Raw genomic sequence first — 24,428 nt, 5'->3', positions numbered from 1 at the left:
TATTAATACGGTCGTGGTCCCGGAGGAGCGGGAAGCCCTAAGGCTTGAATCGTTCCCGGTTCCAGCGTTCCGGTAACAGGCAGTCCATTGGCAGCCTGGAACTGTCGAACAGCACGTGCTGTTTTGGGGCCCCAAATTCCATCAACTCCACCTGAATAAAAACCGCGGGCATTGAGTGTCGCCTGAGTTTGTCGGATGATGTTTTTGGGATATCGTTGTGCATCACTGGTTTGCGGTAGGCTGAAAACAGCCAAAAGCGCAAAAATCATCACTCCAATTGCCCATCGTCTTGTCATATTGGTAACCTCCTGAAGAAGCATTTCCAAGTCGATGATTCCCTGTATTTTTTCACTCTATGCACTATGGCTGTCGTCATGACAAGCCATAATGCATAAGTTGATACAGTTCACAAAGGAAACTTTTCCTAAAACAGGCGTTGTCCGCGTACATCGTCGTCGATATCAATGACGGTTTTGCCAATTGGTGCCAGAGCAATCATGGCAAGTTTGAGGTGCTGAATGGCGAAAGGAATACCGATAATCGTGATGAAGTTCGCGAGAGCGGCTGTCACATGGCCGATAGCCAACCAAACGCCAGCAAAGATGAACCACAAAATATTACCGATAAAGCCAAGTGGTCCCGTGCCGACATCTTCTTGCCCGGTGACGAATTCGCGGCTCACAATTTGTTTGCCAAATGGCCAAAAGGCAAGATTTCCGATGACAAAACAGGCTCTGGCCCATGGAATGCCAATGATCGTAACGATCATAATAAGTCCGGCAAGATACCATCCAATACCAAGCCAGATACCACCTAAGATGAGCCAAAGAATATTCAGGAGGAAATTCACAGGTTGCATGTATGTGTCCTTTCGTTATGAGTTTCGTTCGAGAACGGGGTAACGCTGCATGAGTTGTCCCAACGCGTGCAAGTGGCGTTTTTCTTCGTCGGCGAGTTCGGTTAATGCATGGGCTGTTTCCTCGACTTCGGCCTTGGCTGCATAACGCATATACAGGTCAAGCGCCATTGCTTCAAATTGCATGGCATATTCCAAAGCGGCATGGATGGTCGAAGGGAGCGCATCTTGAATTTTTTCCGAAGAGGTCGCACCACCTTCCATGACATTGCTGAATTGATTGGTTTTTAATTCATTTTCGTCTGAGATACCTGTATTTGCCCGTTTTGCAAGGGTGAAGACAAGGGCCTTGTGTTTTTCTTCGAATCCGGCCAGTCTTGTAAACAGTTCCCGGACATCGGGCTGCTCGATACGGCCAGCCAGTTCTTGGTAAAAGCGTTCCAGACCGTCCTCCATGGCGTAAGCCAATTGGAATAATTGGAGCGGTGTTTCATTGCCTGTGAAAAATTGCATACCGAAATCCGCGGGGACTTCAACGGTGTGCCCATTCCAGGCCATGGCTCCTCCGAGCATATTGATAGCCGTAAATCCTTGCCCGGCCAACAAAGAGGCCGCCGCTGCGCTTCGTTTGCCGGACGCGCAATATGTGATAGTCGGTTTACCTTGGGGAAGTTCGTTCATTCGGTCGGTCAATTCAGCTAGCGGGATGAGTTGCGCTCCGGGAAGGTGAAACTCTTCATATTCCCAATCTTGCCGCACATCGAGCAGGGTGAAGGTGTCTCGGTTGTGATTTTGAATATAGGTTTTGGTTTCCTCGACCGTCATATTCGAGGCCGAATTGCTCCCTGATGGTTGATTCATAAACGATCCTCCGAAGAGTCGGCGTAGTAAAAATTGGAAATACTCAAGATACGGTCCTGGGTTCATCACAATTTCCTTGTTTGCTTTTGTCTCTTACTCTATGGGGAAAAGCGCGAATAGTGTCAACCTCGCGGGATAAAGAAGAAAAAGGAGTGTACGTGGCCAATTGGAAATGGAAAGGAATCCGGGCAGGCCTGCAGGCATTCGGATTATTACTCTTGGCCGTGATTCTTGCCTATGCAAGTGACATGGTGCGACCCTATTTCGGCGGGCAGTCGCTCCACAACTCCGTGGAATCGGCGAAAAGTAATGCTCCACGCCAGCTTACCATTGAAGAAGCGAAACGTCTTTTGGATGAGCATCAAGCGATATTTGTGGATGCCCGTTCTTCCGAGGAATTTTCCCAGGGACATATTCCGACGGCCATGAATGTACCACAGGAAGCGATCTACGGTGATTTTGAAGCTGCTGTTTCGAATATTCCCAAGTCGAATTTGATTCTTGTCTATTGCAGTGATGCTGCGTGTTCAAAGAGTCATGAGGTTGCTGAAGGGCTTGTTTTCCTAGAATTTCCCAACGTTGCTGTCATGCCGGACGGTATGACGGGGTGGATTCATTCCGGAGGCGACGTGGAGGTCACGCAATGAGAATCGCGTTGAGTGTGTGTCGAATTGTCTTTGGTCTTCTTTTTGTTGTCGCTTCGGTTGACAAAATTATGCATCCAGCTGCGTTTGTTGATATTGTGGGTAATTATCGACTGTTACCTGATGGCATCATTGTTCCGTTTGCCCTGATTTTGCCGTGGCTTGAATTGGTCGCCGGGGTTGCCTTGATTGTGGGAAAAGCCAAGGAAGGAGCCTATGTCATTTTGCTGGCCTTGACCGTTGGCTTTCTTGCAGCGCTTATTTCGACGCTTATCAGGGGAATCGATATCAACTGTGGATGTTTCAGTACATCGGGCACGGGGGCTTCGCTCTATTGGGATATAGGACGTGATCTTGTTATCTTGATCATTGGCCTTGCCGCGGGAAAAGATGTGTTTCAGCAGAACCCGCGGCTTGGCCGGAGATTACAAGCGCTCTAAAGCGCGTTCAATGACATTCCACGTCCCATGCAAGTCTTCATGTGACAGGCAGTACGGTGGCATGAGATAGACGATATTGCCCAAGGGGCGCAGAAAGAATCCTTCGTCCATAAAGAATTTTTTCAAGGACGCATTGAGTTTTGCCGTGGCGGCGGCATCGTGTGTTTTGATCTCGAATGCTGCAATGGAGCCGCGCAGTCGTGTTTTTTCAACCAACGGATGAGATTGTATCGCATCAAGACGCGTACGATGAATCGCGTTTATTTCTGCGATACGTCCCAAAGTGTTTTCCTTTTCCATGACGCGCAACGAGGCCAGGCCGGCGGCGCACCCGATAGGGTTGGCTGTGAAGGAATGCCCGTGGGCAAAGGCACGATCAAAGGTGTCTCCCAGAAAGGCTTCATAGAGCGAGCTGCGGCAAACCGTTGCGGCCAACGGAAGGAAACCGGCAGAGAGGCCTTTGGATAAACAGATAAGGTCGGGGGTTGTGCCGGCCACACGGCAGGCGAACAGGTCACCTGTACGGCCGAATCCGGTCATGACTTCATCATAGATAACCAGCGTATTGCAATCCGAGGCGGCTTTTTCCAGTCGTCGCAAGAATTCGGGGCGGCACATACGCATCCCCGACGCTCCCTGGATCAAAGGTTCAATGATAATTCCGGCGACTTGTCCCGCATATTGTTCCATATACGCGTAGATCGCTTCAATGGCCTGATTTTCTTTGGATTCAATGGCTTTGTCGTCGTCCCATGTGGCCGGATAGGGTAAAAAGTCTACATGGAAAGTCAGATTTTCAAATCCTCGGTAAAATCCACACGACAATCCGACAGACATCGCTCCGACCGTATCGCCGTGATACCCGCCCTGAAACGCGGCAAAACGAACTCGTTGCGTATCTCCAGTATTTCGCCAGTACTGGTGCGCCATTTTCAAAGCAATTTCGACGGCTGTTGATCCGTTATCGGAATAAAAAAGTCTATCGAGCCCTCCAGGAAGCAGGGACGTCACAGCTTGTGCGAGACGAGCCGCAGGGGGATGCGTGAAGTCGGCGAAAATGACCTGTTCCAGTGTTTCGGCTTGTGCAGCAATGGCGGCGGAGACATCGGGATGGGCATGGCCATGCGTGGTGACCCACCAGGACGAAATGCAGTCAATAAGTGTTTTCCCGGTGTCGGTATAGAGCGTTGCCCCACTGGCGCGCACAATATTAATAGGATTCGGCGCTGTTTGCGCCTGTGTGAAGGGGTGCCAAACATGTTTTTTGTCCAGATCAACTATGTTGTCCTGTGCAATGGTGGTGGGCTGTCCGAAAATTATCTGAGGGTCAAGATTGATTCCGGCGGCGAATGTGGCAATCGTCTCAGGAGTTACCGTATCGAGTTTGGGGACTTCCAAGAGCACGCGGACACGACCAAATTCTTCAATGGCCTGACGATTACCGGGATTCAGTTCTCCCGACATGATGACACCCGCGACGTGGAGTCCTCGACTTCGTAAAGCTTCCAGGCTGAGAAGAGTGTGGTTGATTGTACCAAGTCCGCTCCGGGCAACAAGGATGACCGGGAGGTCTAGTTGCGCCATGACATCGACATACAGAACTCCGTCATTGACCGGAACAAACACACCGCCAGCGCCTTCCACAATAAGTGGTCTATCTGTTTGGGGCAAAACAATGCGAGCCGGATCCACAACGGTGTTTTCACACGCTGCACTGGCTTGAGGAGAAAGCGGTTCAATGAGCGAATAGCAGGGCGGAAAGGTCTCACTGGGGCTCAATCCGGCAAGTCGGCTCACGGTGGCCGTATCGTCGTCTATATGGCATCCGGTTTGTATTGGCTTGAAGTAGGCTGCACCGAGTGCTTTAACCAAGATGGCGCTGACAATGGTCTTTCCTATCTCTGTGTCCGTTCCTGTTACAAATACTCCGTAAGGGTTCATTGTGTACCTTGACTGTTGAAAGAATAATTCGATGGTTCATTCATAAAGATAAATAAACACTATGTTACTAGATGTAACAATGTATAAGAAAGAGCTGATTTCTTCCTGTAGAGGAAAAAGAGCGCTCTAGGCTCATGGACCTATGAAGAGGCTGAGTCCTTTTTCAGGGTGGCGTAGAGGAGGTGCCATGTCAAGGTCACACCGGTATTGTCCGGTCCGGTGGGAAGCTGGGTAAGAGCCTGACGGAGTTTTTGGGGGGGCAATGGCGTATATCCAGGGCGTGGTGTTGCAGCTCCCAAGCCTTTGAGCGTGCGCAGGAAATCTTGGCCGCTCGGATACACAATGTCGAGACGGTTTTCATGCACCGATGAAACCTGATTTCCCCAGAAGTTGATCATATCCTGACGTGAAAAAAACGGGGCAAATCCAGGAGTCCTTTCCATCGTACTCAGAATATCTCGCCATTGGTGGAAGGTTTCGATGCCGGGTAAGCTCAATGCAATACACCCATCGGGCTCAAGAAGTTGAAGCAGTCTGTTTCCGGTTTGGCATAAGTCTGCGGTCCAATGCAGCGCCAGAGATGAAACGATGAGATCGAATCCAACACGACAGGCCGGGAGCTGAGCATCCATGACGGCAAATGTGGTCTGGGGCTGCCGATGTTTGTCTCGACATCGCATGACCATTGCCGGAGAGAGGTCGGTAACGAGAATTTCGGCATCGGGCCAACGACGTTGGATATGCTCCGTTAAGAGTCCAGTGCCACATCCAAGTTCAAGAATGCGGCGTGGTGGTTTTACGCATTGTGCCGCAGCAATGTGGGATAATGTGTGTGCAGCTTCTTGTTGAACAGCGGCGTAATCCTGATAGGCTTTAGCTCGGCCAAAAGCGCGGCCGATGCTGTGAGTAGAGTATGGCATGGAACGTTACATAAATCGGCGAATGAACGCGTTAATGTGGTGGGCGCACCAGTCAGGGTGCGTCAAAGGAAGTGTGTGCGGGGCGGTGTCATGGACATGGAATGTCACATCGGGACGATTGCGAAAAATGGCTTCCTGCATGGCGAGTGGGGTGACGGCATCAGCGCGCCCGGCAAGCGCCAGCGTTTGCGGAAGAGGCGTTGATCGCGCATCGAGATGCAGAAGATCGTCGAGTGCTGCTGACAACGCTGCAACGTTGGGAACGGAGTCATCAGAAAGCAATGTGATATTGTCTCCGCACAGAGTGTAAAATTCGGTGAGCAGGGCGCGGGCGTTCCGCGCAAGTTTTTTCTGCATGCGTTTGACAAGAATCGGAGTAACGCCATGAGGAAAATCATCGGTCGTACAGAAACGGGAAAAGCCTGCGAGACTCACCAATCCATCGGTAGGGAATGGAGTGGTTGCCAGGTACCGTAGAACACCAAGGGAGTGTCCGATAACAACTGTCGGCATTGAGCATATTGGAACTTCAGAGCGGGATGGTCCGAAGAAGCCGAAATCGATATCATACTGATGATCAACCTCTATGCGCTGTGCAAGAGGAGCGAACATGGTCGGGCTATAGCCGAAACCATGGATAAATACGATACGAATCGACACGACTATGTATCCTTGCGTCGAATGGTCTCAATGTGGCGATCCAAAGCATGGAGCAAAGTCTCAATATCGGCGTCGGAATGTTCGGAACAGACCGATATGCGTAAGCGCGCTGTCCCCTCGGGGACGGTCGGGGGACGTATTGCCACAACAAGAAGTCCCTCATCTCGGAGTTTTGAAGCGAGGGCTAGCGCATCGGCATCATCTCCGATGATCGCCGGAATGATGTGGGTCGATGAGCGTGCGGTATCGATCCCGCGTTCACGCAGAAATCGTCGGACGGTTTCACCATGGCGTGCTAAACGATCCCGGCGCTCTTGAAGATCGGGGACAAGTTCCAGCGCGGCAATACTGGCGGCCAGCACTGAAGGGGGGAGGGCCGTTGAATAGATGAGGCCGGCACATTTGTTGACGAGAAAATCGCAGACGGTCTGTGATGCCGCAATATAGGCGCCAAATCCACCGAGCGCTTTGCTGAACGTTCCGATAACAACGAGATTACGACAATCGAGATGCGCTGATAACCCCGCTCCGTTTTTTCCCATACAACCTGATGCGTGCGCATCGTCCAGATAGAGGAGCGCGTTGTATTCATCGGCCAGCTCGGCAAGCGACCAAATATTAGCGGCATCTCCATCCATACTGAAGACGGTTTCAGAAAGAATGAACCGTGGTCCCGGCGTATTGCAATGCTTCCTCAACAGTTGGTGCAAGTGATCGATATCAAGGTGACGATAACGGATTTGACGGACGCCAGCTGTTTTGCATCCGGCGTGCATGCTTGCATGGTTGAGCTTGTCTGAGAAAACAAGGGGGGCTGCACCAAGGGTTGTTTTATCCAAAAGAGCCGGGAGCACAGAAGAGTTCGCCTGATATCCCGATGCAAAGATGAGTGCGGCTTCCGTGCCTTTGCTTTTGGCGACAAGCTCCTCCAATTCATCGTATAGGGATATGTTGCCTCGGACGAGACGCGAAGCCCGTGACCCTGTTCCCCAGAGTTGTGTGGCTTGTGCGCTCCGGTTCATGATATCGGGATGGACCGACAATCCAAGATAGTCGTTGGAAGAAAAATCAAGATATTCCCGACCATCCTGGACAGCGCGACCTGCTTTGGATGGACCGATAGACTGCAAACGGCGAAATCGTGAAGACGGTAAGGATGCCAACGCGGCAGCGTAGGGGGCGTTCATCATGATCAGCTTCCCAGAACCGAAGGTTCCGGCTGCAAACCTGCTTTGGAGAGTTGGTCGATGTCGCGTTCCAGCGCGCTTCCTTTCGTTGTCAGATAGTCACCAACCATGAGCCCGCTGGCACCATGGGAGATGGGGCCGACGGTATCCGATCCATAGACGTCACCACGGCCTCCACAGACGCGAAGATGCTTGGTCGGAAGAATCAAACGATACAGCGCTATAATTTTTCCGGCTTCAAGCCGTGTCAGAAGCGGACGCTTTGCCAAAGGAGTTCCCGGTATGGGGTGGAGAAAGTTGACGGGGACGGAATGCACGCCCAATTCTTCCAGCGTGTGCGCCAAATCCAACCGGTCTTGCCACGTTTCGCCAAGGCCGAAAATGCCGCCGCTGCACACGTACAATCCGGCGTTCACGGCCTGTCGAACAACTTGAACGTCGTCTTCATAGTCGTGGGTCGTACAAATGGAAGGGAAGAACCGGCGGGATGTCTCCAAATTATGATGATATCCGACCAAGCCGGCCTGCTTCATGCGCTGAAGGCGTTCAGCATCGACAAGGCCAATCGAGGCGTCGGCCAGAAGACCGATTTGCCGAATCGTGCGGATCAATTCAAGAAGACGCTTGAATTCACTCGGACTGGGGCCTAACCCGCTTGTGACAATGGAAAAGCGATTCACCCCCGCTGCTTTCATTGTGCGCGCCGCAGTTTCGACGGTCTCGGCATCAATAAGTGGGTAGTCGGGGCTATTGGCCTCTGGGTAGTGCCGTGACTGGGCGCAGAATGCGCAGTCTTCGCCGCATCGGCCACTTTTGGCATTGATGATGGCGCACAGTCCGGTCGTGTTACCAAAATGCGTCTGCCTGATCGTTGCGGCCACGTCGAAAATGGCTTGGGCCGTCTTCTCGTCGGCCGAGGCAATGATATTGGTCAGTTGGCGGGCTTCGTCATAGGATGGAGAAATTCCCCGAGCCGCTTGGTCAGCGACCCGGGAAACACAAGACGGAAGAAACATATATGTCCTAGGCCGATGCGGCCAACATACGCTCCAGGGCATCCTGGGCCGGTTTGCGAATGGAATCGGAGACGGTGACATCTTCGGTCTGCTCGATAGATTCGAGGAGGCAAAGCAGTTTGTCTTCCGTAATTTTGCCCATATTGGAACACAGGCTCGTTGCCAGCGGGAGAATCGTCTTTTTTCCCGCATACTGATTGGCCAAGCGTCCAACAAGATTCGTTTCCGTACCGATGACGATTGTATCGCCTTCGGCGGCTGCTTCAACGAAGTCGATAATCTTCGAAGTCGATCCCGCATCATCGGCAAGCTCGACGACTTCGGGAGGACATTCGGGATGTACGATGACTTTCGCCTGCGGCATGCTTTTCCGGACCGCTTTGATAGCGTTTGTGGTAAAGCGGGAATGGATCACACATTGTCCCGGCCATATCACCACGTCGGCTTGAGCCGCGGCGTCCAGATCTATTTGCTGGCCGTTTTTACGAATATCGAGAATATGGCGTTTTTCTTCCGGGATACCGAGCGTGTTGCTTGTGTTTTGCGCGAGTTGTTTATCGGGCAGAAAAAGCACACCATCTCCCTGGGAAAGCGCCCATTTGAGCATTTTGGGTGCATTGGCCGAAGTACAGACCGTGCCACCATTTTTGCCGCATACGGCTTTGACGGCGGCCGAGGTGTTGACGTAGGCCAGCGGGATGAGTTTACGGCCCGACTCGGTGAGTCGGTTATACACGGTCTCCACGAGCGGAGCCGGTGCCATTTCCGACATGACGCAACTTGCTTCAATGTCGGGGATGTAGATCTTCTGTCCGGGACGGGCCAAAGTGGCCGCAGATTCGGCCATGAAGAAGACTCCACAAAAAACAATGAATTCCGAATCGAGTCCGTCGATTTTCCGCGACAATTCCAAAGAGTCGCCGAGGTAGTCGGCATGTCGGACCACATCGTCGTGTTGATAGTGATGAGCCAAAATGGTCAGTCGGGAGCCCAACCGTTCTCGGGCAGCGGTGATGCGTTCTTGTGTGTTTTGCATAGCGGTTTAGCTCGTATGGATAAGCATGCTGAAATCCGTCGAAGGCGCCGAATGCGTAATTTTGCCGATGGAAATGAAATCCGCTCCAAGCGCGGCCAGTTCGGACAGTTTGTCCATGCTGACTCCGCCGCTGATTTCGGTTTCGATGCCTTCAGGGATAAGGGAAAGCGCCTCTTTCATGACGCTTGGTTCCATATTGTCCAACATAATGCGTTCAGGCCTCAGCGAGACAGCTTCACGCACCTCATCGAGGGTACGGCATTCCACTTCGATGGGAGGAGATGATCCATCAAATATAGCAGATGCACAGAACTGGCGCAACGCTTCAACTGCGGGGGTAATACCACCGGCTTTGTCGACGTGATTGTCTTTGAGCATGAACATCTTTTCCAGATCCAGACGGTGATTGCTGCCTCCGCCCATGAGCACGGCGTACTTTTCTGGGTAACGCAGGCCGGGGATCGTTTTTCGTGTATCAAGAAGGCGTGTTTTCGTTTTGCCCATGGCGGCGACGTATTCGGCCGTCATGGTGGCGATTCCGGACAAGTGGGCAATAAAATTGAGCATAACCCGTTCAGCCTTGAGCAAAACAGCAGCAGGCCCGCGCATGGTGGCGATGAGTGTTCGATCGCTTACCGTGTCTCCATCACGAACATGCAGTTCTAAGGTGACATCGTTGGTTGCGCCCATGCGTTCGATAACAATCGGCAAAATGGGGAGGCCTGCGACGACAGCGTTTTGCTTGACGATAATTTTGGCGTCAAGGATGTCGGTCGGTGAGAAGACCGCTTCCGACGTCAAGTCGCGTCCGTCTTCCTCCAGGGCCAGATCAATGGTCGTGACAAGGTAATGCCGGGCTTTTCCCTGAAAAAATGAATCAAAGGATACGGGTTGTTTCATGCTGAAATCCTTGGGCCTTGGTGTATTGGTCGGCGATGATACACCTTAGTTTTCACGTTTTTTAAGATGACTTTTGAACCAGGCAGCAAGGCGTGGTTCTTCACCTTGGTCTTTGGGATAATAATAACGCCTCGTTGCCACGTCATCGGGGAAATATTCTTGGTCAACATACGCACCGGGGTAGGCATGTGGGTAGTGGTAGCCTTTGCCAAATCCCCATTCCCGTTGCATTTTTGTTGAAGGATTGCGGAGATGCATGGGGACAGACCGGATGCCGTTGACGGAAACTTCTTTCTTGGCTGCGAGATACGCGGCGTAGGCTGTGTTCGATTTTTTGGCAAGACTTAAATAGACCGTTGTTTCGGCGAGTGGGATAAATCCTTCCGGCATACCGATCATTTCCACAGCTTGCATACAGGACACAGCCAATCCAAGGGCAGAAGGGTCGGCTAACCCGACATCTTCGGAAGCAGACAAAATCAATCGTCGGCAGATGAACCGCGGATCTTCACCGGATTCCAGCATGCAGGCCAGATAATACAGAGCAGCATCGGGATCGCTTCCGCGAATGGATTTGATGAAGGCCGATGCCTGTTCATAATGCTGGTCGCCGTCGCGGTCCCCACGGGTGACAATTTCCGGTAACATCGCTTTGAGCACATCCGGAGGCAGCTTGTCTTCAGGAAGATTGGCGGCATATTCGAGCAAGTTCAGCAATGTTCGTGCGTCGCCTGCCGCTGTCATGGCCAGCAGGTCGAGGCTTTCCGCTGGGATAGGCAGCTGCAACGCATCGGCGCCACGTTTGGCAACCTGGAGAAGTTCCGCATGAGAAAGCGCGCGAAGGCGAAGAACATGAAGACGTGACAGAAGCTGTCGAGTCACGGAAAACGAAGGGTTTTCCGTTGTCGTCGCCAATAAACGGATTTCACCCGTCTCAAGGATGGGAAGAAAAAAATCTTGCTGCGCTTTGGAGAAACGGTGCAATTCGTCAAGGATGAGTACTTCTTTGCCAGCAAGTTGTTTACGCAGAACAGACAAACCGGCTTCAGGCGCACTCACACGAATAAAAGGTCGTCCTGATGATTCGGCAAGCAGCAATGCCAGGGTGGATTTGCCGCATCCAGGCGGACCAAAGAGGAGCAGGCTTGGTGGAGCCGGTGCCTTCATGAACGCGGCAATACGGTTCATGAGGTGGGATTGCCCAATAAATTCTTCAAGATTTTGCGGGCGAATACGTTCGGCAAGAGGACGTTTGTCAGTCATAATGAAAAAGACGCTGCCGATGAGGCGTCGGATGTTGGTCCATCGTCGTGCGAATTGACCCAGAAAAACAGTCCGAGACACATCAAAGCGGCCGTTTCCCAACGGAGCACTCTGTGCCCTAGACTGCGTTTGGTAAATCCAGCGTGCGAAAATGCATCGATTTCGTCTGGATCGAATCCACCTTCCGGACCGATGACAACAGCATGGTCTCCCGGTGCGGTCATTTCAGCAGCGGTGATTGGGGTTCCGTCCTGACAGAGAATGTATCGGCTTGAGGTGTTGGGGAATCGTCGGATGATCTCGGCAGAACCTCCTGGTGCGACATCAAGCTCTGGCAAAAACGGGTTGTCCGATTGTTTGGCGCCGGCAATGAGGTTGTCGGTCCAGCTCGTTTTCACCATGGTCGGTACGCGTCCTTGACTGCGACGTGCTTGCCAGAACGTGACCGATGTCGCTTCGAGCTCAACACATTTTTCGAGAAACCAGGCACGGCGGGATGTTTTGCCAAAACCAACAGCAAGGTGGATTCGTTGCGCCGGGCGATCCATCGTGTGCATCTCAAGGCACTCAAGTCGTGCACAGGCGCGGTCTGTCTGTATGATACGAAACAGGCCGGCCCGGCCTTGTCCGTCGAAGAGGCGGATAGTCTGGCCGGGCTTGGCTCGCAAGACACGCAGAAGATGACCGGCTTCATGACCACTGAGCACAAAGGGTTCTTGCCAGTTCTCCGGAGCGAGATAAAATGTGTCGATGCGCGACATGACGTCAGCTTTATTGTGCGTCTTCAAGCTTTATGCGCGCGGTGCCCTTTTTATAGAAGGGCAGTTCGGTCTTTTTCGCTTCAAGCTTGGTGCGTGATGCTTCGATGAAAAAGGCATCCTGGTCGGCAGCGTCGGCGTTGATATAGGCCAGCGCGACAACGTGACCCAAGCTTGGTGCAAAAGATCCGCTCGTGACAACGCCGACGGTGTTATCGGACGCATCTTTGACCGCATCATGGTGTCTGGCGCTCCGTCGTCCTTCAATGACGAGAGGAACAAGTCGTTGGCGAATGGTGCTGGATTGACTTTTACCGACATAATCGGCGTCGGATGCAGGAAGCCACGTCATGCCGGCCTCAGACGGCGTATGGTGTTCGTCGAGGTCTTGACCGTACAATGGCAGCCCCATCTCAAGCCGGAGCGTGTCGCGTGCGCCCAGGCCAACAGGTTCGACATCGTTGTGAGCGATCAATGCTTCCCATAAACCAAGGGCTTTGGAGACCGGCAAATAGAACTCAAATCCGAGTTCGCCGGTATAGCCGGTGCGGCTGACGAGAAGATTTTCTCCCTCATACGAGAGCGTTGTGAAATTGAAATATTTCAATTCGATATTTTGACCTAATACCGAAGTAAGCACGGCATAGGAACGGGGGCCTTGGAGGTCAATTTTGGCGGTTTGATCAGAGATATCCTCCAGAGTGATATGCTCAGGAAGATGCTTTTTGAGCCAATCGTAATCCAATGCTGTCCGCGCGGCATTCACAACGAGCATGTATCGATCTTGCTCAAGACAGTAGATGATGAGATCGTCAAGAATACCGCCCTCAGGGTTGAGAAGGAACCCATACCGACAGCGCCCCGGCATCAGTGTCGTGAGATTATGTGTGACAACCTTGCCCAATGCCTGGGCAGCATTCTCGCCCGAAATGAGAAATTCTCCCATATGGCAGATGTCGAACACCCCGGCTTTGGTGCGAGTTTGCTCGTGCTCCGTGAGTATCTTGGTATATTGGATGGGCATGTCATAGCCAGCAAATGGGGCCATTTTCGCGTCGTGTGCCTTGTGCCACTCTGTGAGTGGCGTTACCTTGAGTGTTTCCACGAGATCTCCTTTGCGCATACCCTGTTTTTTCAAGATAAAGCGATTTTTGCGGATTGTGATGTCTCCACCGTTTCCGGAGCGTTTTTCGTCTGGCTACGGCGGGATTTTCGGATAAGCTTAAACTCGTCAAGTGTCATGACGATGCGGCCATACGTCTTTTTAATTGACAGGCCATACGGGGTCAGTTCATCGTCCTTCTTCATGATATAGGTGCGAAGCAGGTACGGGTCATTGAGTATGGATTCGCACAAAAACAACACTTGCTCGACCAGTGTATCGAAATAGCTGACAATTTCAAATTTTAGATCATTGAGAATCTCACTGAAGCTGGTAAGCATTTCAATGTATTTTATTTTCTTTCCCTTGAACTGTCTGTCTTTGAGATCTTCAAGTTGTTTTACTTTTCTGGCCTGTTGAATGTAGCTGTATTTTGCCCATACTTCACGATAAAGACTACGATGTGGCGCAAAACGATCGTGATTTTGCGGAGAAAGCATATATGAATCAAGAGCAAGAACAACATTGGCATAAAACTCGTCGGAGTAGCCAATAATACGTCGTTGATGTTTGCTCAACCATGCATAAAGAAACTTCAGGCGTTTTTCATCGGTATCTGTATTTTCGATAATTTCCGTTCGCTTATAAACTATTCTCCCAACATATTCACCTCGTACAATATCATTGAGGCGAAGAAACATATTGTACGTATCTTTAATAATATTGATGTTGTCCAGCGATTCGCCGGTTAACGGATGAATGACTTCCTGCCGCCAAACCGAGAGCGCACGATCTTGACGGACGTTTTTGTGGCTGTATTTGTGTTGTCGGTAGATAACTCGTAACGCGACAATACGTTTCTCTGGATCGATAAAGAAACCACCGTCACCGAGCTTGGCGAGAACGTCTTTTTGTTGCTCGTCGACAGCGACCAGCGCTATTTTTTCCACTCTGGGGTAGTGCTTGTTTTCAGGATGCGAATACAGCGTTGTTATCGTGCGATCTGATTGTCCCATAACGCGAACGAGGAAATTTTCTCCCATGCGGAAGAGACGTCGAGCAAACAATGATGCCGATGTGCGACGTTCGGACACAATCGGGAAGCCATGAAGTTCCATGAGGAATTGGTATACAAAATTGCGGTTCCGCTCGTACATGGCGTCGTCTCCGACCGCAAACTTGCCGATTTTGAGCCCAAAGCGTTTGAGTTCTGTGTCCAGATCTGACGGCAATGAGCCATAGACACCGGAAAGATGAAACATCCCTCGCCCATCAAGCGACATAACATGGGCACGCTCCATATCGAGCAAAGTGGGTAATATCGATGGGTAACGCTTTAAATTTGTGATATCTTTTTTGTGAAAACGCTGTTGGAAGCTGTCTTGTAAATTTTTGGCTAAACGACCCGTCATCGTCTGAACGTTTTGCTCTATCATGAGATGGGTTAAGGGACAGGCAGCATCATTTTCGTCCAGTGATTTTTTGTGCGGGCTATGCAACATGTCGAACTGGAAAACTTCCTGGAAATAGTGCAGGTTGCGGCACAGTGCGACGAGAGAAAACCCGGGAAGCTCTTTGTGTTCGTAAAGATCGAGGTCGAAGGATGGCAAAAGTTCTCTGAATTCGGCCAAAGGATAATCTTCAACTTGGAAATACGGGCGAATAAGACAAAATTTGACATGCACCAAGTCGAGAAACAACTTGAGTTCGTCAATCGTTCGTATCTGGGGAGGGTGGGCAAGTCGAGTCCCGTCTTTCCATTTCAAGTCGGGAGCACTCGTGAACGCCTGTTTCCAATGTAAGGCCATTTTTTCTCCTGGCCGTAGAGGCGGCCTTAAATCAGTAAAACAATGGGCGATCCGCATATGTTATGCCGACCTGTTGTCCTTCCCTCTTTCTTTGTGAGTGGGAAAAGGCTATAATCAGAATCGGCTGTACGAGTTGCATTTGGAATGCTAAACAGTACACGTCATGAAACTACTTAACATAAAAGAAGACATCGTTTTCGTCAATTCCTTGCCCTGGGGGGATAGACCTCTGACGAGACGATGGGGCTGAGTTCATGCTTTTACACGAATCATTTCATACCATTCTTGCTATTGTCTGCAATGTTTTTGATGCGTACTCCGGCGTGTTGTTTCTCCCGCTTCCAGGCACACGCCAGTTTACTCTGGCTTCATCATTCAGCTTGGGTGACGATATAAGGCCGGAACTGCGATTGAATCCTGGGCAGGGGCTTGTCGGCTGGATTCTTCGCGAAGGTCAACCACTGTGCATCTCGAATTTTGACAAAAATCGCGGCAAACTCGGCTATTATTCGGGGAATGCCGAGACAAAAATAAAAGCGTTTATGGGTGTTCCTCTTGGCAAAACCCCGGGAGCCGTCTGTATTGACAGCAAAAAAACCTATTCGTTTGTCGAAAAAGACCAGAAAATTCTTTCGCAATTTGCCGGGTTGTTTTCAAGCCTGTACCTCAATATCGGGTCTGTGGAAGCTGGTCATCTGGAGTACGGGTATTACCATAGCCTGGAATTGATTAGCAGTCTGCACAAGAAAACCCCCAAATGGTCGACGTTTCAGTCACAATTTCTCAAGATTGTGGCAGAAGCGACACGGTTTCAATACTCATTTCTTGCTGTTGTTGATGATCGCAGTGGCCAGTATTTTCTTGAGGGTGTCAATGATCCGAGTTTTTTTGATACTCCTATACCACGAGCGTATCCTTTGGGTGGCGGCGCTGTTGGGTGGGCCTGTCGTAATGGGTCATCGATTGGCTCTGAAGACTTCGAGTCTTCATCGACGCCACTTTTTGGCAAAAACGATGCAGGACCGACATTTGCGAGCTTTTTGTGTTACCCGGTTGTTTTTTCCAAAAAGACGCGGGCTGTCCTTGTTTTGGCAGATCAGAACCCTGTGACCATATATGAAGAAACGAAGACATTTATTCAGATGGTCTCGGAATATCTGGCGCTATTTCTGGAAAATCTTCACCTTAAAACCAAGCTCGAAAAACCGTTGTAGACATTTGTCAGTAACAGCACTACAAGACAGATTCTTCATTCCACTTTGGAAATGGTGCAAGCTACTACGACATCCGGGCGGATTGAAATACATTTCGCACCGTTTCACGTCGTGATGAACCGTTATCCCATCCCTTGCGAGCAACTTCGATGGTATTGAGCAAATTTCTTCATATGTTTAGCAAAGATTTGGCCATGGATTTGGGTACAGCCAATACTTTGCTGTATACGCCTCGCGGCGGCATTGTTCTGAACGAACCTTCTGTCGTCGCGTTAGATACGCGCACGGACAAGTTAATTGCCGTAGGACGAGAGGCCAAAGAATTTCTTGGCCGGACTCCGGAGCGTATTCGGGCGATACGTCCCATGAAAGACGGCGTTATAGCCGATTTTGAAGTCACCAAAGAGATGATTGCCTTTTTCGTGCGCAAGGTCATCCGGGGCTTTAATCTTGTGAAACCACGCATTGTTATCTGTGTTCCGACAGGCATTACCCAGGTAGAAAAGCGAGCTGTTATTGAATCGGCCCATCAGGCTGGCGCTCGAGACGTCAAGCTTGTCGAAGAACCGATGGCTGCAGCCGTCGGCGCCGGGTTGCCTGTGGAAGAAGCCGTGGGCAATATGGTCGTTGATATCGGTGGGGGTACCACTGAGGTTGCCGTCATCTCTCTGGCCGCCGTTGCGTATGCAGAGTCCGTTCGTGTGGCTGGTGATGAAATGAACGAGGCGATTCAACGCTATATTCAGGATCAGTTTCAGATCCTTATCGGTGAGAACATGGCCGAAAGGATTAAAATCCAGATCGGTTCAGCGCTGCCGGGTAAAGAAGTCATGTCCATGGATGTATCGGGGAAAAATATAGTGAACGGCACCCCGACCACGATTACCGTGGAAGACGGAGACATCCGGGAAGCGATTAAAGATCCGGTTATGGTTATCGTCAATTCCGTGAAGCGCGCTCTTGAAAAAACTCCACCCGAATTGGTCGCCGATATTGCCAACAGTGGTTTATTGTTGGCTGGAGGGGGGGCGTTGTTGAAAGGGCTTGATGAACTTATTGCGAAAGAGACATATCTCAATGTTGTCATTGACGATGAGCCGCTGACAACGGTCGTGCGCGGAACCGGCAAGACCGTGGAGAATAGACGCTACTACCACAATATTTTCATCAACTGACGCCGGTCAGTCATTTTTTTATTATAGAACGCCAATGCACCACGTGAGGTGCATTGGCTGTTTTTGTGTTTTTCTCACCTAAACGTCAGGAGGCCTCATGCAATCCCCAACATCTCCGGAGGCGTTTTCTCGTATTGTGGACACGGTGGTATCATGCTCCGACATCATGCGACTCCATTGGGATAAACCACGAAATATCAAACGCAAAGGTCGTATCGATCTTGTGACTGAGACAGACCTCGCTGTGGAAACGGCGTTGAAAGAGGCATTGAGTCAACTGTATCCTGAGAGTTCGTTTCTTGCCGAAGAGACCGCATCTGACGCCGCGCTATCCGATATGACGTGGGTTATTGATCCTGTGGACGGAACGACCAATTTCGCTCATGGTATTCCAATGTGCTGTACTTCGGTGGGGCTTTGGAACCAGGGAGAACTCGTTCTGGGTGTTATCAGCGCGCCGATGCTTCATGAGGTATTTGCCGCAGCCAAGGGGCGAGGTGCAACGCTCAATGGTCGCCCTATAGCCGTATCAACAACGTCTGAGCTGGAAGACGCTGTTGTCGCAACAGGCTTTCCCTACGCCATTCGAGAAAATATTGATCCCGTCATGGATAATCTCAAACGAACGCTAACCGCAGCGCAGGGCGTCCGCCGTGTCGGTTCTGCCGCGATTGATCTCGCTTATACGGCGTGCGGTCGATTCGATGCGTTTTATGAAGTGAATCTCAAACCGTGGGATATGGCTGCCGGCGTGCTTATTCTCACAGAAGCAGGCGGTCGTGTCAGTACCTACAATCCAAATGAGGCGCATTCTCTCTATTCTTCGTCTTTGCTTGTTTCCAATGGGCTCATTCACGACAGGCTTGGTGCACTCCTCACCTAGGACTTGCCCATAGTAGGCTGACTTCGGGGAAATGGCAGGATATTGCTTCAATATACTGTAAGAAGCATGAGCAAGCCCTTTCCCGGACGCATTGGTTAGGACAACCTTGTATCCGAGGTTCCTCTCCCGTGAGCTGGGCAAGATATCCTTGCTACGCCAGTGTTACGAACTCCTGTCGAGCTCGTCATGCAAGTTCGTGCCGGAATCAGCAAACAATTTGTTCTTCATATAGAAGTGGACAACGGCAGGGGTGAGCGTTTCGCGGAATCGATCGACCATACAGGCCAGCTCGGCGCGATCGACAAACATGCCATCTTCAACTTCATCGGAAAGACGAATCTGTTGTGGCGTGATTGCTTTGGATTTGAATAAAGTTACAAATTCAAAAGCGGTATCGACACTCGCGTGCACTTCGTCAATGGGGCGCAGTTGATCGCATTCCACGCCGATTTCTTCAAGAAGCTCCCGGATGGCGGCATCGGTCCGGGATTCTCCGGCCTTGACATGCCCGGTAGAGGACAAATCCCAGCGCCCGGGGTAAAGCTGTTTTGACCGACTTCGTTTCTGAAGAAACAATTTTTTTTCGGCATTATATGCCAGTGTCATAACACTGCGATGAAACAAGGATTGTCTGTGGACCTCATGAAGAGGCATGACAGCCAAACACGTGTCATTTTCATCGACGACATCAACGTATTCAACAGGGATGTATTTTTTTCTTTTCATCGACCGACGTCACTGACAGGTCATATGTTTATGGCAAGACGAGACTTCTAATTCCAATTGGCGACCAAGTAAATACATGTTGGAAGCATTATGAAAATGGCTATACATACAGAGTCGTTTGTAAAGGAGCTTGGGCAGGATTTCGTGGAGGACGTTGTGTGCCTGGAAGCAGCGTCTTTTGTCGATGTGTGGTCCGCATCCCAGTATAGTGCTTTTTTGGAAAGTGGCGCCGGTCGAATCTTCGGACTCATTGAAGGAAAGGACGTCGTCGCCTATGTTGCCTTCCAAATTGTTTTTGATGAGGCCGAGATCGTTAATATTGCCGTTGATACGGCGCTACGTGGGCAGGGTAGGGGAAGAATTCTTCTTGAAACAGCGTTGTGTCAACTCGACGAAGCGGGAATCGGCGTGGTGTTTCTTGAAGTACGCCCCTCCAATACGGCAGCCCGTCGCCTCTATGAGCGGTGTGGATTTTCCCTGGCTGGAAGGCGAAAACAGTATTACGCGGACACCAAGGAAGACGCCCTGATTTACCGGCGTGAATCAATAAAAAGCCAGTCTTGTCATGGAGAAGAGTGACATGCGTATGGGGTGTATCTTTCCCCTGGACCGAATTGACTCAATTGCATAACAGGTGAGCGGGGCGCTATATTTTTCAAATTCTTTCCGCGTTCCTGCATTCGACAACCAAAAAAGAAAGGAGCCAGCCATAATGATTCGCTTTCTGGATGAAATGGATTTGAACGGAAAAAAGCTGCTCATTCGTGTCGATTACAATGTTCCTCTTGATGGAGATCGCATAACCGATGATCATCGCATTCGGGCAAGCATTCCAACGCTGACGTACGCATTGGAGAAGGGAGCGGCCCTGGTTCTGTGCTCGCATCTTGGCAAACCCAAGGGAAAAGTGGTTCCAGAGTTATCTTTGGTCCCCGTCGCCAAGCGCCTGGAGTCGCTTCTTGGACGCCCGGTTACCATGGCTTCGGACTGCCTCGGCGAACAGGTCCATTCTATGGTGGAAGCGTTGAAACCCGGCGATGTTGTTATGCTGGAAAATCTGCGGTTTCACGAAGGGGAAACGAAAAACGACGACTCCTTTGCTAAAGATGTCGCCCAGGGATTCGACCTCTATGTATGTGATGCATTCGGCGTGTCACATCGCCCCCATGCTTCGGTCGTGGGCTTTCCCAAATACACACCAGCCTGTTGTGCCGGGTTTTTATTGAAAAAGGAATGGGACTACTTAGGTGGCGCATTGAAAGATCCCAAGCGTCCGTTTCTGGCCATTTCTGGCGGTGCCAAGGTCTCGTCAAAGCTAGGCATTCTGAAGAATCTGCTGGGTAAAGTCGATGCAATGATTATCGGCGGCGCTATGGCGAATACGTTTCTAGCGGCGCAAGGGTATGACGTTGGTAAATCTTTGGTCGAGCCGGACTTGTTTGATGCAGCCAAAGAGATTCTCGACGAAGCCCGTCAGAAAAAAGTCGGGTTTTATCTGCCAGTTGATTTTGTCGTGTCGACGGATGCCGGCAAGAGCTTAGGGGATATGAGAGCGTGCGGAACGCGTCCTTTTGCTGCGATCGGGGCTGATGAAATGGCAATGGATGTTGGACCAGCTTCCAGAGCATTGTTTGCTGAAGTCGTGGCGATGTCCGAGACGATTGTTTGGAATGGTCCCGTCGGAGCGTTTGAAAATTCGGCATTTGCCAACGGGTCACTGGCTCTGGCTGAAGCCGTTGCCGAAAGTTCGGCCGTGAGCATTGTTGGCGGTGGGGATACCGACGCACTTGTTCATGTTGCCGGTGTCACAGAAAAGATGAGTTTTATTTCTACCGGAGGCGGCTCTTTTATGGAATTCATGGAAGGAAAAGTCCTTCCTGCCTTCGCCGCATTGGAAGAGTTTGGCAAATAAAGTTAGGGTATAAAGGCGGTGAGGGGGGCTTGCCGCCTTTTTTTGTAAAATTTTAAAAAATGCCTTGACAAATAGGGCAGAAACAAGCAGAGAAACGAGTCCGCGGCGCATGAAAGTGCGCTCGAATTTTTTAAGACGATTCGATGTAAAGGACGAACATTTTGCTCTCCATCATCACAACCGTTCATATTATCGCCTGTGTCATTCTGATCACCGTCGTGCTGTTGCAGTCGGGTAAAGAAGGTATGGGAGTTATTTTTGGCGGAGGTTCACAGTCCATGTTCGGTAGCTCCGGCGCCGGTGGACTGTTGGTAAAGATTACAGCATTTCTTGGAGCTGTTTTCTTGATCACCTCCTTGGGCTTTAACTACATGGCCGGTGCAGAGCGCCGCGCCAGCAAGTCGATCATTCCCGACGTCGTTATCGAAGAAAATGCGGCGGTCGAAAAAAATGAAAAAAAAGACTTGCCAACTGCTGAAGCTTCAACTAAAGATACTGCTCCTACGGACGACAAGGCAGTCACAAATGAGTCTGCAGTGTCGGCAGCTCCGGAAGTGGATGTAAAGACGGAAGCGAATTCTTCCGAAACAACTTCTGCTCCGGAAGCGGCAGCTCCTGAAACGGAGACCGCGAAACCGTAGTCCCTCGTGCCGAAGTGGTGGAACTGGTAGACACGCTATCTTGAGGGGGTAGTGGGCCACGCCCGTGGGGGTTCGAGTCCCCCCTTCGGCACCACCGGAAATAATACGGTCCGACCATTTGGTCGGACCGTTTTTTTTTTGTGTTGTGTTCATAAGAAAGCAATTGGGAATCAATAAGGGCTGAACAGGCCTTTACAGAAAAGATTGTGGTGGATAGATATGGAATGAAACTTGGGGATGTATTTTGCTTGGCGAAATGACCGCTACAATAATCGTCAAGTGATGTGCCAACAAAGGAGAGGTGGCCATGTCCATCAAAGTTGTTGAAGGACAATTGAAATTTTGGAAATTTGCCAGTGAATTTTCTAGTATCAGCAACAGTATGGCCTCGGAAGCCTTTCGTGAATATGTGAAGATTGTTGAAGCACAACAAAAAGTTGCACCTGATGTCATTCCCAAGAGGCTTGAATCGAATACTCCTCTCGAACAATCTTCAGGAAAAATATTTTCCGACAAGACGTGATGACTGAGTATTCTTTGCTCTCTAACTCGGAGACACCCGACAAGGCGTGGTCCGTAACGGTGCGTCGTGTCTTCTTTTTTTCATAACTCTTTGCCCCTTTACAGTATGAATAAGCCTATTTTTCCCGAGAACGTGAGTTCGTATCTAGTCGTATTTCTTGTTTGTTTTTCGTGTGTGTTGAGTGGATGCTCGGGAACTTTTTGGGGGTTTTCCGATTCTCCGGAAGGCTCAGGTGCCCCTGTTGAAGGAAAGAGTGATCTCAACGAGGCTCCGGTTGTTCAACAAGAACATGAAGAAACAAAACAGAAAGAGGAACCGCAACGCGGAGCAGTCTTAAAAGTGATGCCGCCGGATATGCAATCGGAAAGCGAAAAATCGCGTATCCAGAAAATTAATGCGTATCTTGACTTGGGACGAAATAAAGCTGCCCTGGCGCTTGCCGATGAATTGGTTCGTGATACCCCGAATGATTATCAGAGCTACTTACTTCGTGCTCGGATCAAATCTCTTTTGGGCGATTATGAAGATGCACTTCGGGACAATGATCGTGCGAAGACTGTTTTTACTGCAAATCAAAAAAAGTATTCCAAAAAGCAGCGCAATTTTCGGCTCGCAAAAATAGATGAAAACAGAGCTGTCACCTTGTACTTTTGGGGACCTTTACTGTCCAGCCAAACGAAACAAGAAGCAGTGGCTCGTCAGTTTAATCTTACGGTAGAGCGCATTAAATCGCGTGATAAGAACGTGTATCGCCATCTTCTTGGTATTTTGAATGCGAGAGAAAAAGGCAGTCAGGAGGGAGAAGGGGGAGACGATGCGGAATTGCCGTCTCCATAAATATAAAACGGTGTTCTCGATACTCCTCGTGTCCTAAACGAATTGTTTCGAATACGTACCAATATTAAGCGGCTTGACCTTTTTCGAAGAGGTCAAGCCGTTTTTTTTGTATCCCCAAATATTGCGAGGTTATCGCAAGAACAGAAGATAGCAAGCTGTGAGGAGGCCCGTCAGACCGATCATGGAGAACAAAGGCTGCAGAAGGAGAACGAATCGCTGTCTGAGCGGAGCATTACTGAAGACAAGGACAAACCAGAGGAGGACAGAAAGCAGCAACATTGCGGCAAATACACCCGTAGAAACCAAGATGGGAAATGCTGCTGGTAGAGCCGGGACATAGATACGTTGCACATATGCAATGGCTGCCAGACACAGAAGCGTGACAAGGTTCGTTGCCCAACCCCATCGCGCTACGAGCTTATAAGCAAATGCATAGAAGTCACGGCCGTAATCATCCCTGTTGCGACGAAGGACGAGGTAAAAACCACTCATGGCGCTGCCCGTGGTGAGCGTCAACGACAATGTGAGCGGAAGAAGATACCATATCATGGATTGTTTTGGAGGGATAAAGAACAGCATGGGGTCAAGAGTGGGCTCACTCGCGTATAATATGAAGTGCCTGAATCCTGCCAGGCAGACATACAGCCCAGCCCAGAAGAGGAGTACGCTGAGAAAGCCGATCATGGCATGAAGACGTTTGAAATTCTTCATGCGTTTCCAGACACCGCGATAGAGCAAAAAGAATATTTCAGCCAAGATAAATGCCGATCCAAATACAATGAGCGGGATAGGTGTTTTTTGCCAGAAATTTACACTTTCTGGATATTTTTGTTGAAGAAGAAGAAAACCTCCAAGCAGAACAAAAAAGACATACACGCCAAGAATGAAAGCCAGCTTACTTGCTTGTTGGCCGTATTTATTCCGGAAAGCTTTTGTACGTTTGGTGGCAGGCAATGCGCAGCCGGCCGTGATGAATGGAATTCCAGCCGCAGCAAATGCGAGAACAAAATGGATGCCGACTGGTAGGATGACGGCCATAAGGAGAAGCAGTTCGGTGAGGACCTGATTCAACGGTGTGCTCCCTGGGTTGAGCGCGATGCTTAAGGCAAAGTGGGGCACTTCGAT

At 50.3% G+C, this 24,428-nt stretch carries 26 protein-coding genes and 1 tRNA gene; 11 read left to right on the top strand and 16 right to left on the bottom strand.

The features are described from left to right. Positions 1-2: 2 nt before the first annotated feature. The 3 genes from G451_RS0105315 to G451_RS0105305 form a co-directional block, all read right to left on the bottom strand. Positions 3-296: a peptidoglycan-binding domain-containing protein gene (locus G451_RS0105315; RefSeq protein ID WP_027183435.1), complete on the bottom strand. Its 294-nt coding sequence runs from the start codon at positions 294-296 to the stop codon at positions 3-5. 128 nt (positions 297-424) lie between these two features. Continuing rightward, positions 425-859, bottom strand: a complete 435-nt coding sequence (locus tag G451_RS0105310; protein WP_027183434.1) for a YccF domain-containing protein — start codon at positions 857-859, stop codon at positions 425-427. A gap of 15 nt (positions 860-874) precedes the next feature. Further along, the gene (locus tag G451_RS0105305; protein WP_051261183.1) at positions 875-1,783 is read right to left on the bottom strand and encodes a rhodanese-like domain-containing protein; all 909 of its coding nucleotides are present in this window, start codon (positions 1,781-1,783) and stop codon (positions 875-877) included. A 92-nt stretch (positions 1,784-1,875) separates the two neighbouring features. Here G451_RS0105305 and G451_RS32350 point away from each other — a divergent pair, with 92 nt between their 5' ends. Together G451_RS32350 and G451_RS0105295 are read left to right on the top strand one after the other, a co-directional pair. Beyond that, the gene (locus G451_RS32350; RefSeq protein WP_051261182.1) at positions 1,876-2,364 is read left to right on the top strand and encodes a rhodanese-like domain-containing protein; all 489 of its coding nucleotides are present in this window, start codon (positions 1,876-1,878) and stop codon (positions 2,362-2,364) included. Then, the gene (locus G451_RS0105295) at positions 2,361-2,801 is read left to right on the top strand and encodes a MauE/DoxX family redox-associated membrane protein (RefSeq protein ID WP_027183432.1); all 441 of its coding nucleotides are present in this window, start codon (positions 2,361-2,363) and stop codon (positions 2,799-2,801) included. Before G451_RS32350 ends, G451_RS0105295 begins: the two co-directional genes overlap by 4 nt. Here the strand turns inward: G451_RS0105295 and bioA are convergent. The 11 genes from bioA to G451_RS27775 all read right to left on the bottom strand — a co-directional run bounded on the left by bioA (position 2,787) and on the right by G451_RS27775 (position 15,392). Then, positions 2,787-4,742 (bottom strand): adenosylmethionine--8-amino-7-oxononanoate transaminase, encoded by a 1,956-nt coding sequence (gene bioA / locus G451_RS0105290; protein ID WP_211236334.1) that lies wholly within the window; start codon positions 4,740-4,742, stop codon positions 2,787-2,789. The genes G451_RS0105295 and bioA overlap by 15 nt on opposite strands. Positions 4,743-4,882: 140 nt before the next feature. Then, entirely contained in the window at positions 4,883-5,662 is a 780-nt protein-coding gene (locus G451_RS27785; protein WP_051261181.1) for a methyltransferase domain-containing protein, read from the bottom strand. A gap of 6 nt (positions 5,663-5,668) precedes the next feature. Beyond that, positions 5,669-6,322, bottom strand: a complete 654-nt coding sequence (locus G451_RS0105280) for an alpha/beta fold hydrolase (protein WP_027183431.1) — start codon at positions 6,320-6,322, stop codon at positions 5,669-5,671. Between the two features lie 2 nt (positions 6,323-6,324). Beyond that, positions 6,325-7,512 (bottom strand): 8-amino-7-oxononanoate synthase, encoded by a 1,188-nt coding sequence (gene bioF, locus G451_RS0105275; RefSeq protein WP_156921523.1) that lies wholly within the window; start codon positions 7,510-7,512, stop codon positions 6,325-6,327. A gap of 2 nt (positions 7,513-7,514) precedes the next feature. Next, positions 7,515-8,525 carry a biotin synthase BioB gene (bioB, locus tag G451_RS0105270; protein ID WP_027183429.1) on the bottom strand — a complete coding sequence of 337 codons (1,011 nt, stop codon included), beginning with the start codon at positions 8,523-8,525 and terminating at the stop codon, positions 7,515-7,517. Between the two features lie 7 nt (positions 8,526-8,532). After that, positions 8,533-9,561: a quinolinate synthase NadA gene (gene nadA, locus G451_RS0105265; protein WP_027183428.1), complete on the bottom strand. Its 1,029-nt coding sequence runs from the start codon at positions 9,559-9,561 to the stop codon at positions 8,533-8,535. 6 nt (positions 9,562-9,567) lie between these two features. Further along, entirely contained in the window at positions 9,568-10,461 is an 894-nt protein-coding gene (gene nadC / locus G451_RS0105260) for a carboxylating nicotinate-nucleotide diphosphorylase (protein WP_027183427.1), read from the bottom strand. A 45-nt stretch (positions 10,462-10,506) separates the two neighbouring features. Further along, positions 10,507-11,724, bottom strand: a complete 1,218-nt coding sequence (locus G451_RS0105255) for a replication-associated recombination protein A (RefSeq protein ID WP_027183426.1) — start codon at positions 11,722-11,724, stop codon at positions 10,507-10,509. Continuing rightward, positions 11,721-12,485 carry a 16S rRNA (uracil(1498)-N(3))-methyltransferase gene (locus G451_RS27780; protein WP_051261180.1) on the bottom strand — a complete coding sequence of 255 codons (765 nt, stop codon included), beginning with the start codon at positions 12,483-12,485 and terminating at the stop codon, positions 11,721-11,723. The genes G451_RS0105255 and G451_RS27780 overlap by 4 nt, the downstream gene beginning before the upstream one ends. 10 nt (positions 12,486-12,495) lie before the next feature. Further along, positions 12,496-13,587 carry a glycine cleavage system aminomethyltransferase GcvT gene (gcvT, locus tag G451_RS0105245; protein WP_027183425.1) on the bottom strand — a complete coding sequence of 364 codons (1,092 nt, stop codon included), beginning with the start codon at positions 13,585-13,587 and terminating at the stop codon, positions 12,496-12,498. 29 nt (positions 13,588-13,616) lie between these two features. After that, positions 13,617-15,392: a hypothetical protein gene (locus tag G451_RS27775; protein ID WP_051261179.1), complete on the bottom strand. Its 1,776-nt coding sequence runs from the start codon at positions 15,390-15,392 to the stop codon at positions 13,617-13,619. A gap of 254 nt (positions 15,393-15,646) precedes the next feature. Here G451_RS27775 and G451_RS0105235 point away from each other — a divergent pair, with 254 nt between their 5' ends. The 3 genes from G451_RS0105235 (at position 15,647) to G451_RS0105225 (ending at position 18,664) form a co-directional block, all read left to right on the top strand. Next, entirely contained in the window at positions 15,647-16,606 is a 960-nt protein-coding gene (locus tag G451_RS0105235) for a GAF domain-containing protein (protein WP_027183424.1), read from the top strand. A gap of 149 nt (positions 16,607-16,755) precedes the next feature. After that, on the top strand, positions 16,756-17,781 hold the full coding sequence (mreB, locus tag G451_RS0105230; protein WP_027183423.1) for a rod shape-determining protein: 1,026 nt from the start codon (positions 16,756-16,758) through the stop codon (positions 17,779-17,781). Between the two features lie 97 nt (positions 17,782-17,878). Beyond that, positions 17,879-18,664 carry an inositol monophosphatase family protein gene (locus G451_RS0105225; RefSeq protein WP_034640856.1) on the top strand — a complete coding sequence of 262 codons (786 nt, stop codon included), beginning with the start codon at positions 17,879-17,881 and terminating at the stop codon, positions 18,662-18,664. Positions 18,665-18,826: 162 nt separating this feature from the next. Here the strand turns inward: G451_RS0105225 and G451_RS27770 are convergent, their stop codons facing one another. After that, positions 18,827-19,390 (bottom strand): NUDIX hydrolase, encoded by a 564-nt coding sequence (locus tag G451_RS27770; protein WP_051261178.1) that lies wholly within the window; start codon positions 19,388-19,390, stop codon positions 18,827-18,829. A 96-nt stretch (positions 19,391-19,486) separates the two neighbouring features. Here G451_RS27770 and rimI point away from each other — a divergent pair, with 96 nt between their 5' ends. From rimI to G451_RS0105190, 6 genes are all read left to right on the top strand, one after another. Beyond that, complete coding sequence (gene rimI / locus G451_RS27765) at positions 19,487-19,969, top strand: ribosomal protein S18-alanine N-acetyltransferase (protein WP_034641007.1); 483 nt, start codon at positions 19,487-19,489, stop codon at positions 19,967-19,969. 133 nt (positions 19,970-20,102) lie between these two features. After that, complete coding sequence (locus G451_RS0105210) at positions 20,103-21,302, top strand: phosphoglycerate kinase (RefSeq protein ID WP_211236333.1); 1,200 nt, start codon at positions 20,103-20,105, stop codon at positions 21,300-21,302. A gap of 161 nt (positions 21,303-21,463) precedes the next feature. Further along, entirely contained in the window at positions 21,464-21,943 is a 480-nt protein-coding gene (secG, locus tag G451_RS35285; RefSeq protein ID WP_084448391.1) for a preprotein translocase subunit SecG, read from the top strand. Between the two features lie 8 nt (positions 21,944-21,951). Then, positions 21,952-22,037, top strand: a tRNA-Leu gene (locus tag G451_RS0105200). A 213-nt stretch (positions 22,038-22,250) separates the two neighbouring features. Then, on the top strand, positions 22,251-22,466 hold the full coding sequence (locus G451_RS0105195) for a hypothetical protein (RefSeq protein ID WP_027183420.1): 216 nt from the start codon (positions 22,251-22,253) through the stop codon (positions 22,464-22,466). Positions 22,467-22,598: 132 nt separating this feature from the next. Next, positions 22,599-23,303 (top strand): tetratricopeptide repeat protein, encoded by a 705-nt coding sequence (locus G451_RS0105190; protein ID WP_156921521.1) that lies wholly within the window; start codon positions 22,599-22,601, stop codon positions 23,301-23,303. 129 nt (positions 23,304-23,432) lie between these two features. Here G451_RS0105190 and G451_RS0105185 read toward each other — a convergent pair whose 3' ends face one another. Beyond that, positions 23,433-24,422, bottom strand: coding sequence for a hypothetical protein (locus G451_RS0105185; protein WP_156921520.1), 990 nt, complete (start codon positions 24,420-24,422; stop codon positions 23,433-23,435). Between the last annotated feature and the right edge of the window lie 6 nt (positions 24,423-24,428).

It is taken from the genome of Desulfovibrio inopinatus DSM 10711, from assembly GCF_000429305.1.
GTDB classification, from domain to species: Bacteria; Desulfobacterota; Desulfovibrionia; order Desulfovibrionales; family Desulfovibrionaceae; genus Alteridesulfovibrio; species Alteridesulfovibrio inopinatus.
The sequence above is the reverse complement of the archived record's forward strand: the minus strand, read 5'-3'. Positions and strand labels throughout refer to the sequence as shown.

Bases quoted from the DNA above. Each gene is read 5' to 3' on its own strand.
- G451_RS0105315 (WP_027183435.1), bottom strand. From the start codon at position 296: ATGACAAGACGATGGGCAATTGGAGTGATGATTTTTGCGCTTTTGGCT.
- G451_RS0105310 (WP_027183434.1), bottom strand. From the start codon at position 859: ATGCAACCTGTGAATTTCCTCCTGAATATTCTTTGGCTCATCTTAGGT.
- G451_RS0105305 (WP_051261183.1), bottom strand. From the start codon at position 1,783: ATGAACCCAGGACCGTATCTTGAGTATTTCCAATTTTTACTACGCCGA.
- G451_RS0105295 (WP_027183432.1), top strand. From the start codon at position 2,361: ATGAGAATCGCGTTGAGTGTGTGTCGAATTGTCTTTGGTCTTCTTTTT.
- bioA (WP_211236334.1), bottom strand. From the start codon at position 4,742: ATGAACCCTTACGGAGTATTTGTAACAGGAACGGACACAGAGATAGGA.
- G451_RS27785 (WP_051261181.1), bottom strand. From the start codon at position 5,662: ATGCCATACTCTACTCACAGCATCGGCCGCGCTTTTGGCCGAGCTAAA.
- bioF (WP_156921523.1), bottom strand. From the start codon at position 7,512: ATGATGAACGCCCCCTACGCTGCCGCGTTGGCATCCTTACCGTCTTCA.
- bioB (WP_027183429.1), bottom strand. From the start codon at position 8,525: ATGTTTCTTCCGTCTTGTGTTTCCCGGGTCGCTGACCAAGCGGCTCGG.
- nadA (WP_027183428.1), bottom strand. From the start codon at position 9,561: ATGCAAAACACACAAGAACGCATCACCGCTGCCCGAGAACGGTTGGGC.
- nadC (WP_027183427.1), bottom strand. From the start codon at position 10,461: ATGAAACAACCCGTATCCTTTGATTCATTTTTTCAGGGAAAAGCCCGG.
- G451_RS0105255 (WP_027183426.1), bottom strand. From the start codon at position 11,724: ATGACTGACAAACGTCCTCTTGCCGAACGTATTCGCCCGCAAAATCTT.
- G451_RS27780 (WP_051261180.1), bottom strand. From the start codon at position 12,485: ATGTCGCGCATCGACACATTTTATCTCGCTCCGGAGAACTGGCAAGAA.
- G451_RS27775 (WP_051261179.1), bottom strand. From the start codon at position 15,392: ATGGCCTTACATTGGAAACAGGCGTTCACGAGTGCTCCCGACTTGAAA.
- G451_RS0105235 (WP_027183424.1), top strand. From the start codon at position 15,647: ATGCTTTTACACGAATCATTTCATACCATTCTTGCTATTGTCTGCAAT.
- mreB (WP_027183423.1), top strand. From the start codon at position 16,756: ATGGTATTGAGCAAATTTCTTCATATGTTTAGCAAAGATTTGGCCATG.
- G451_RS0105225 (WP_034640856.1), top strand. From the start codon at position 17,879: ATGCAATCCCCAACATCTCCGGAGGCGTTTTCTCGTATTGTGGACACG.
- G451_RS27770 (WP_051261178.1), bottom strand. From the start codon at position 19,390: ATGAAAAGAAAAAAATACATCCCTGTTGAATACGTTGATGTCGTCGAT.
- rimI (WP_034641007.1), top strand. From the start codon at position 19,487: ATGGCTATACATACAGAGTCGTTTGTAAAGGAGCTTGGGCAGGATTTC.
- G451_RS0105210 (WP_211236333.1), top strand. From the start codon at position 20,103: ATGATTCGCTTTCTGGATGAAATGGATTTGAACGGAAAAAAGCTGCTC.
- G451_RS0105195 (WP_027183420.1), top strand. From the start codon at position 22,251: ATGTCCATCAAAGTTGTTGAAGGACAATTGAAATTTTGGAAATTTGCC.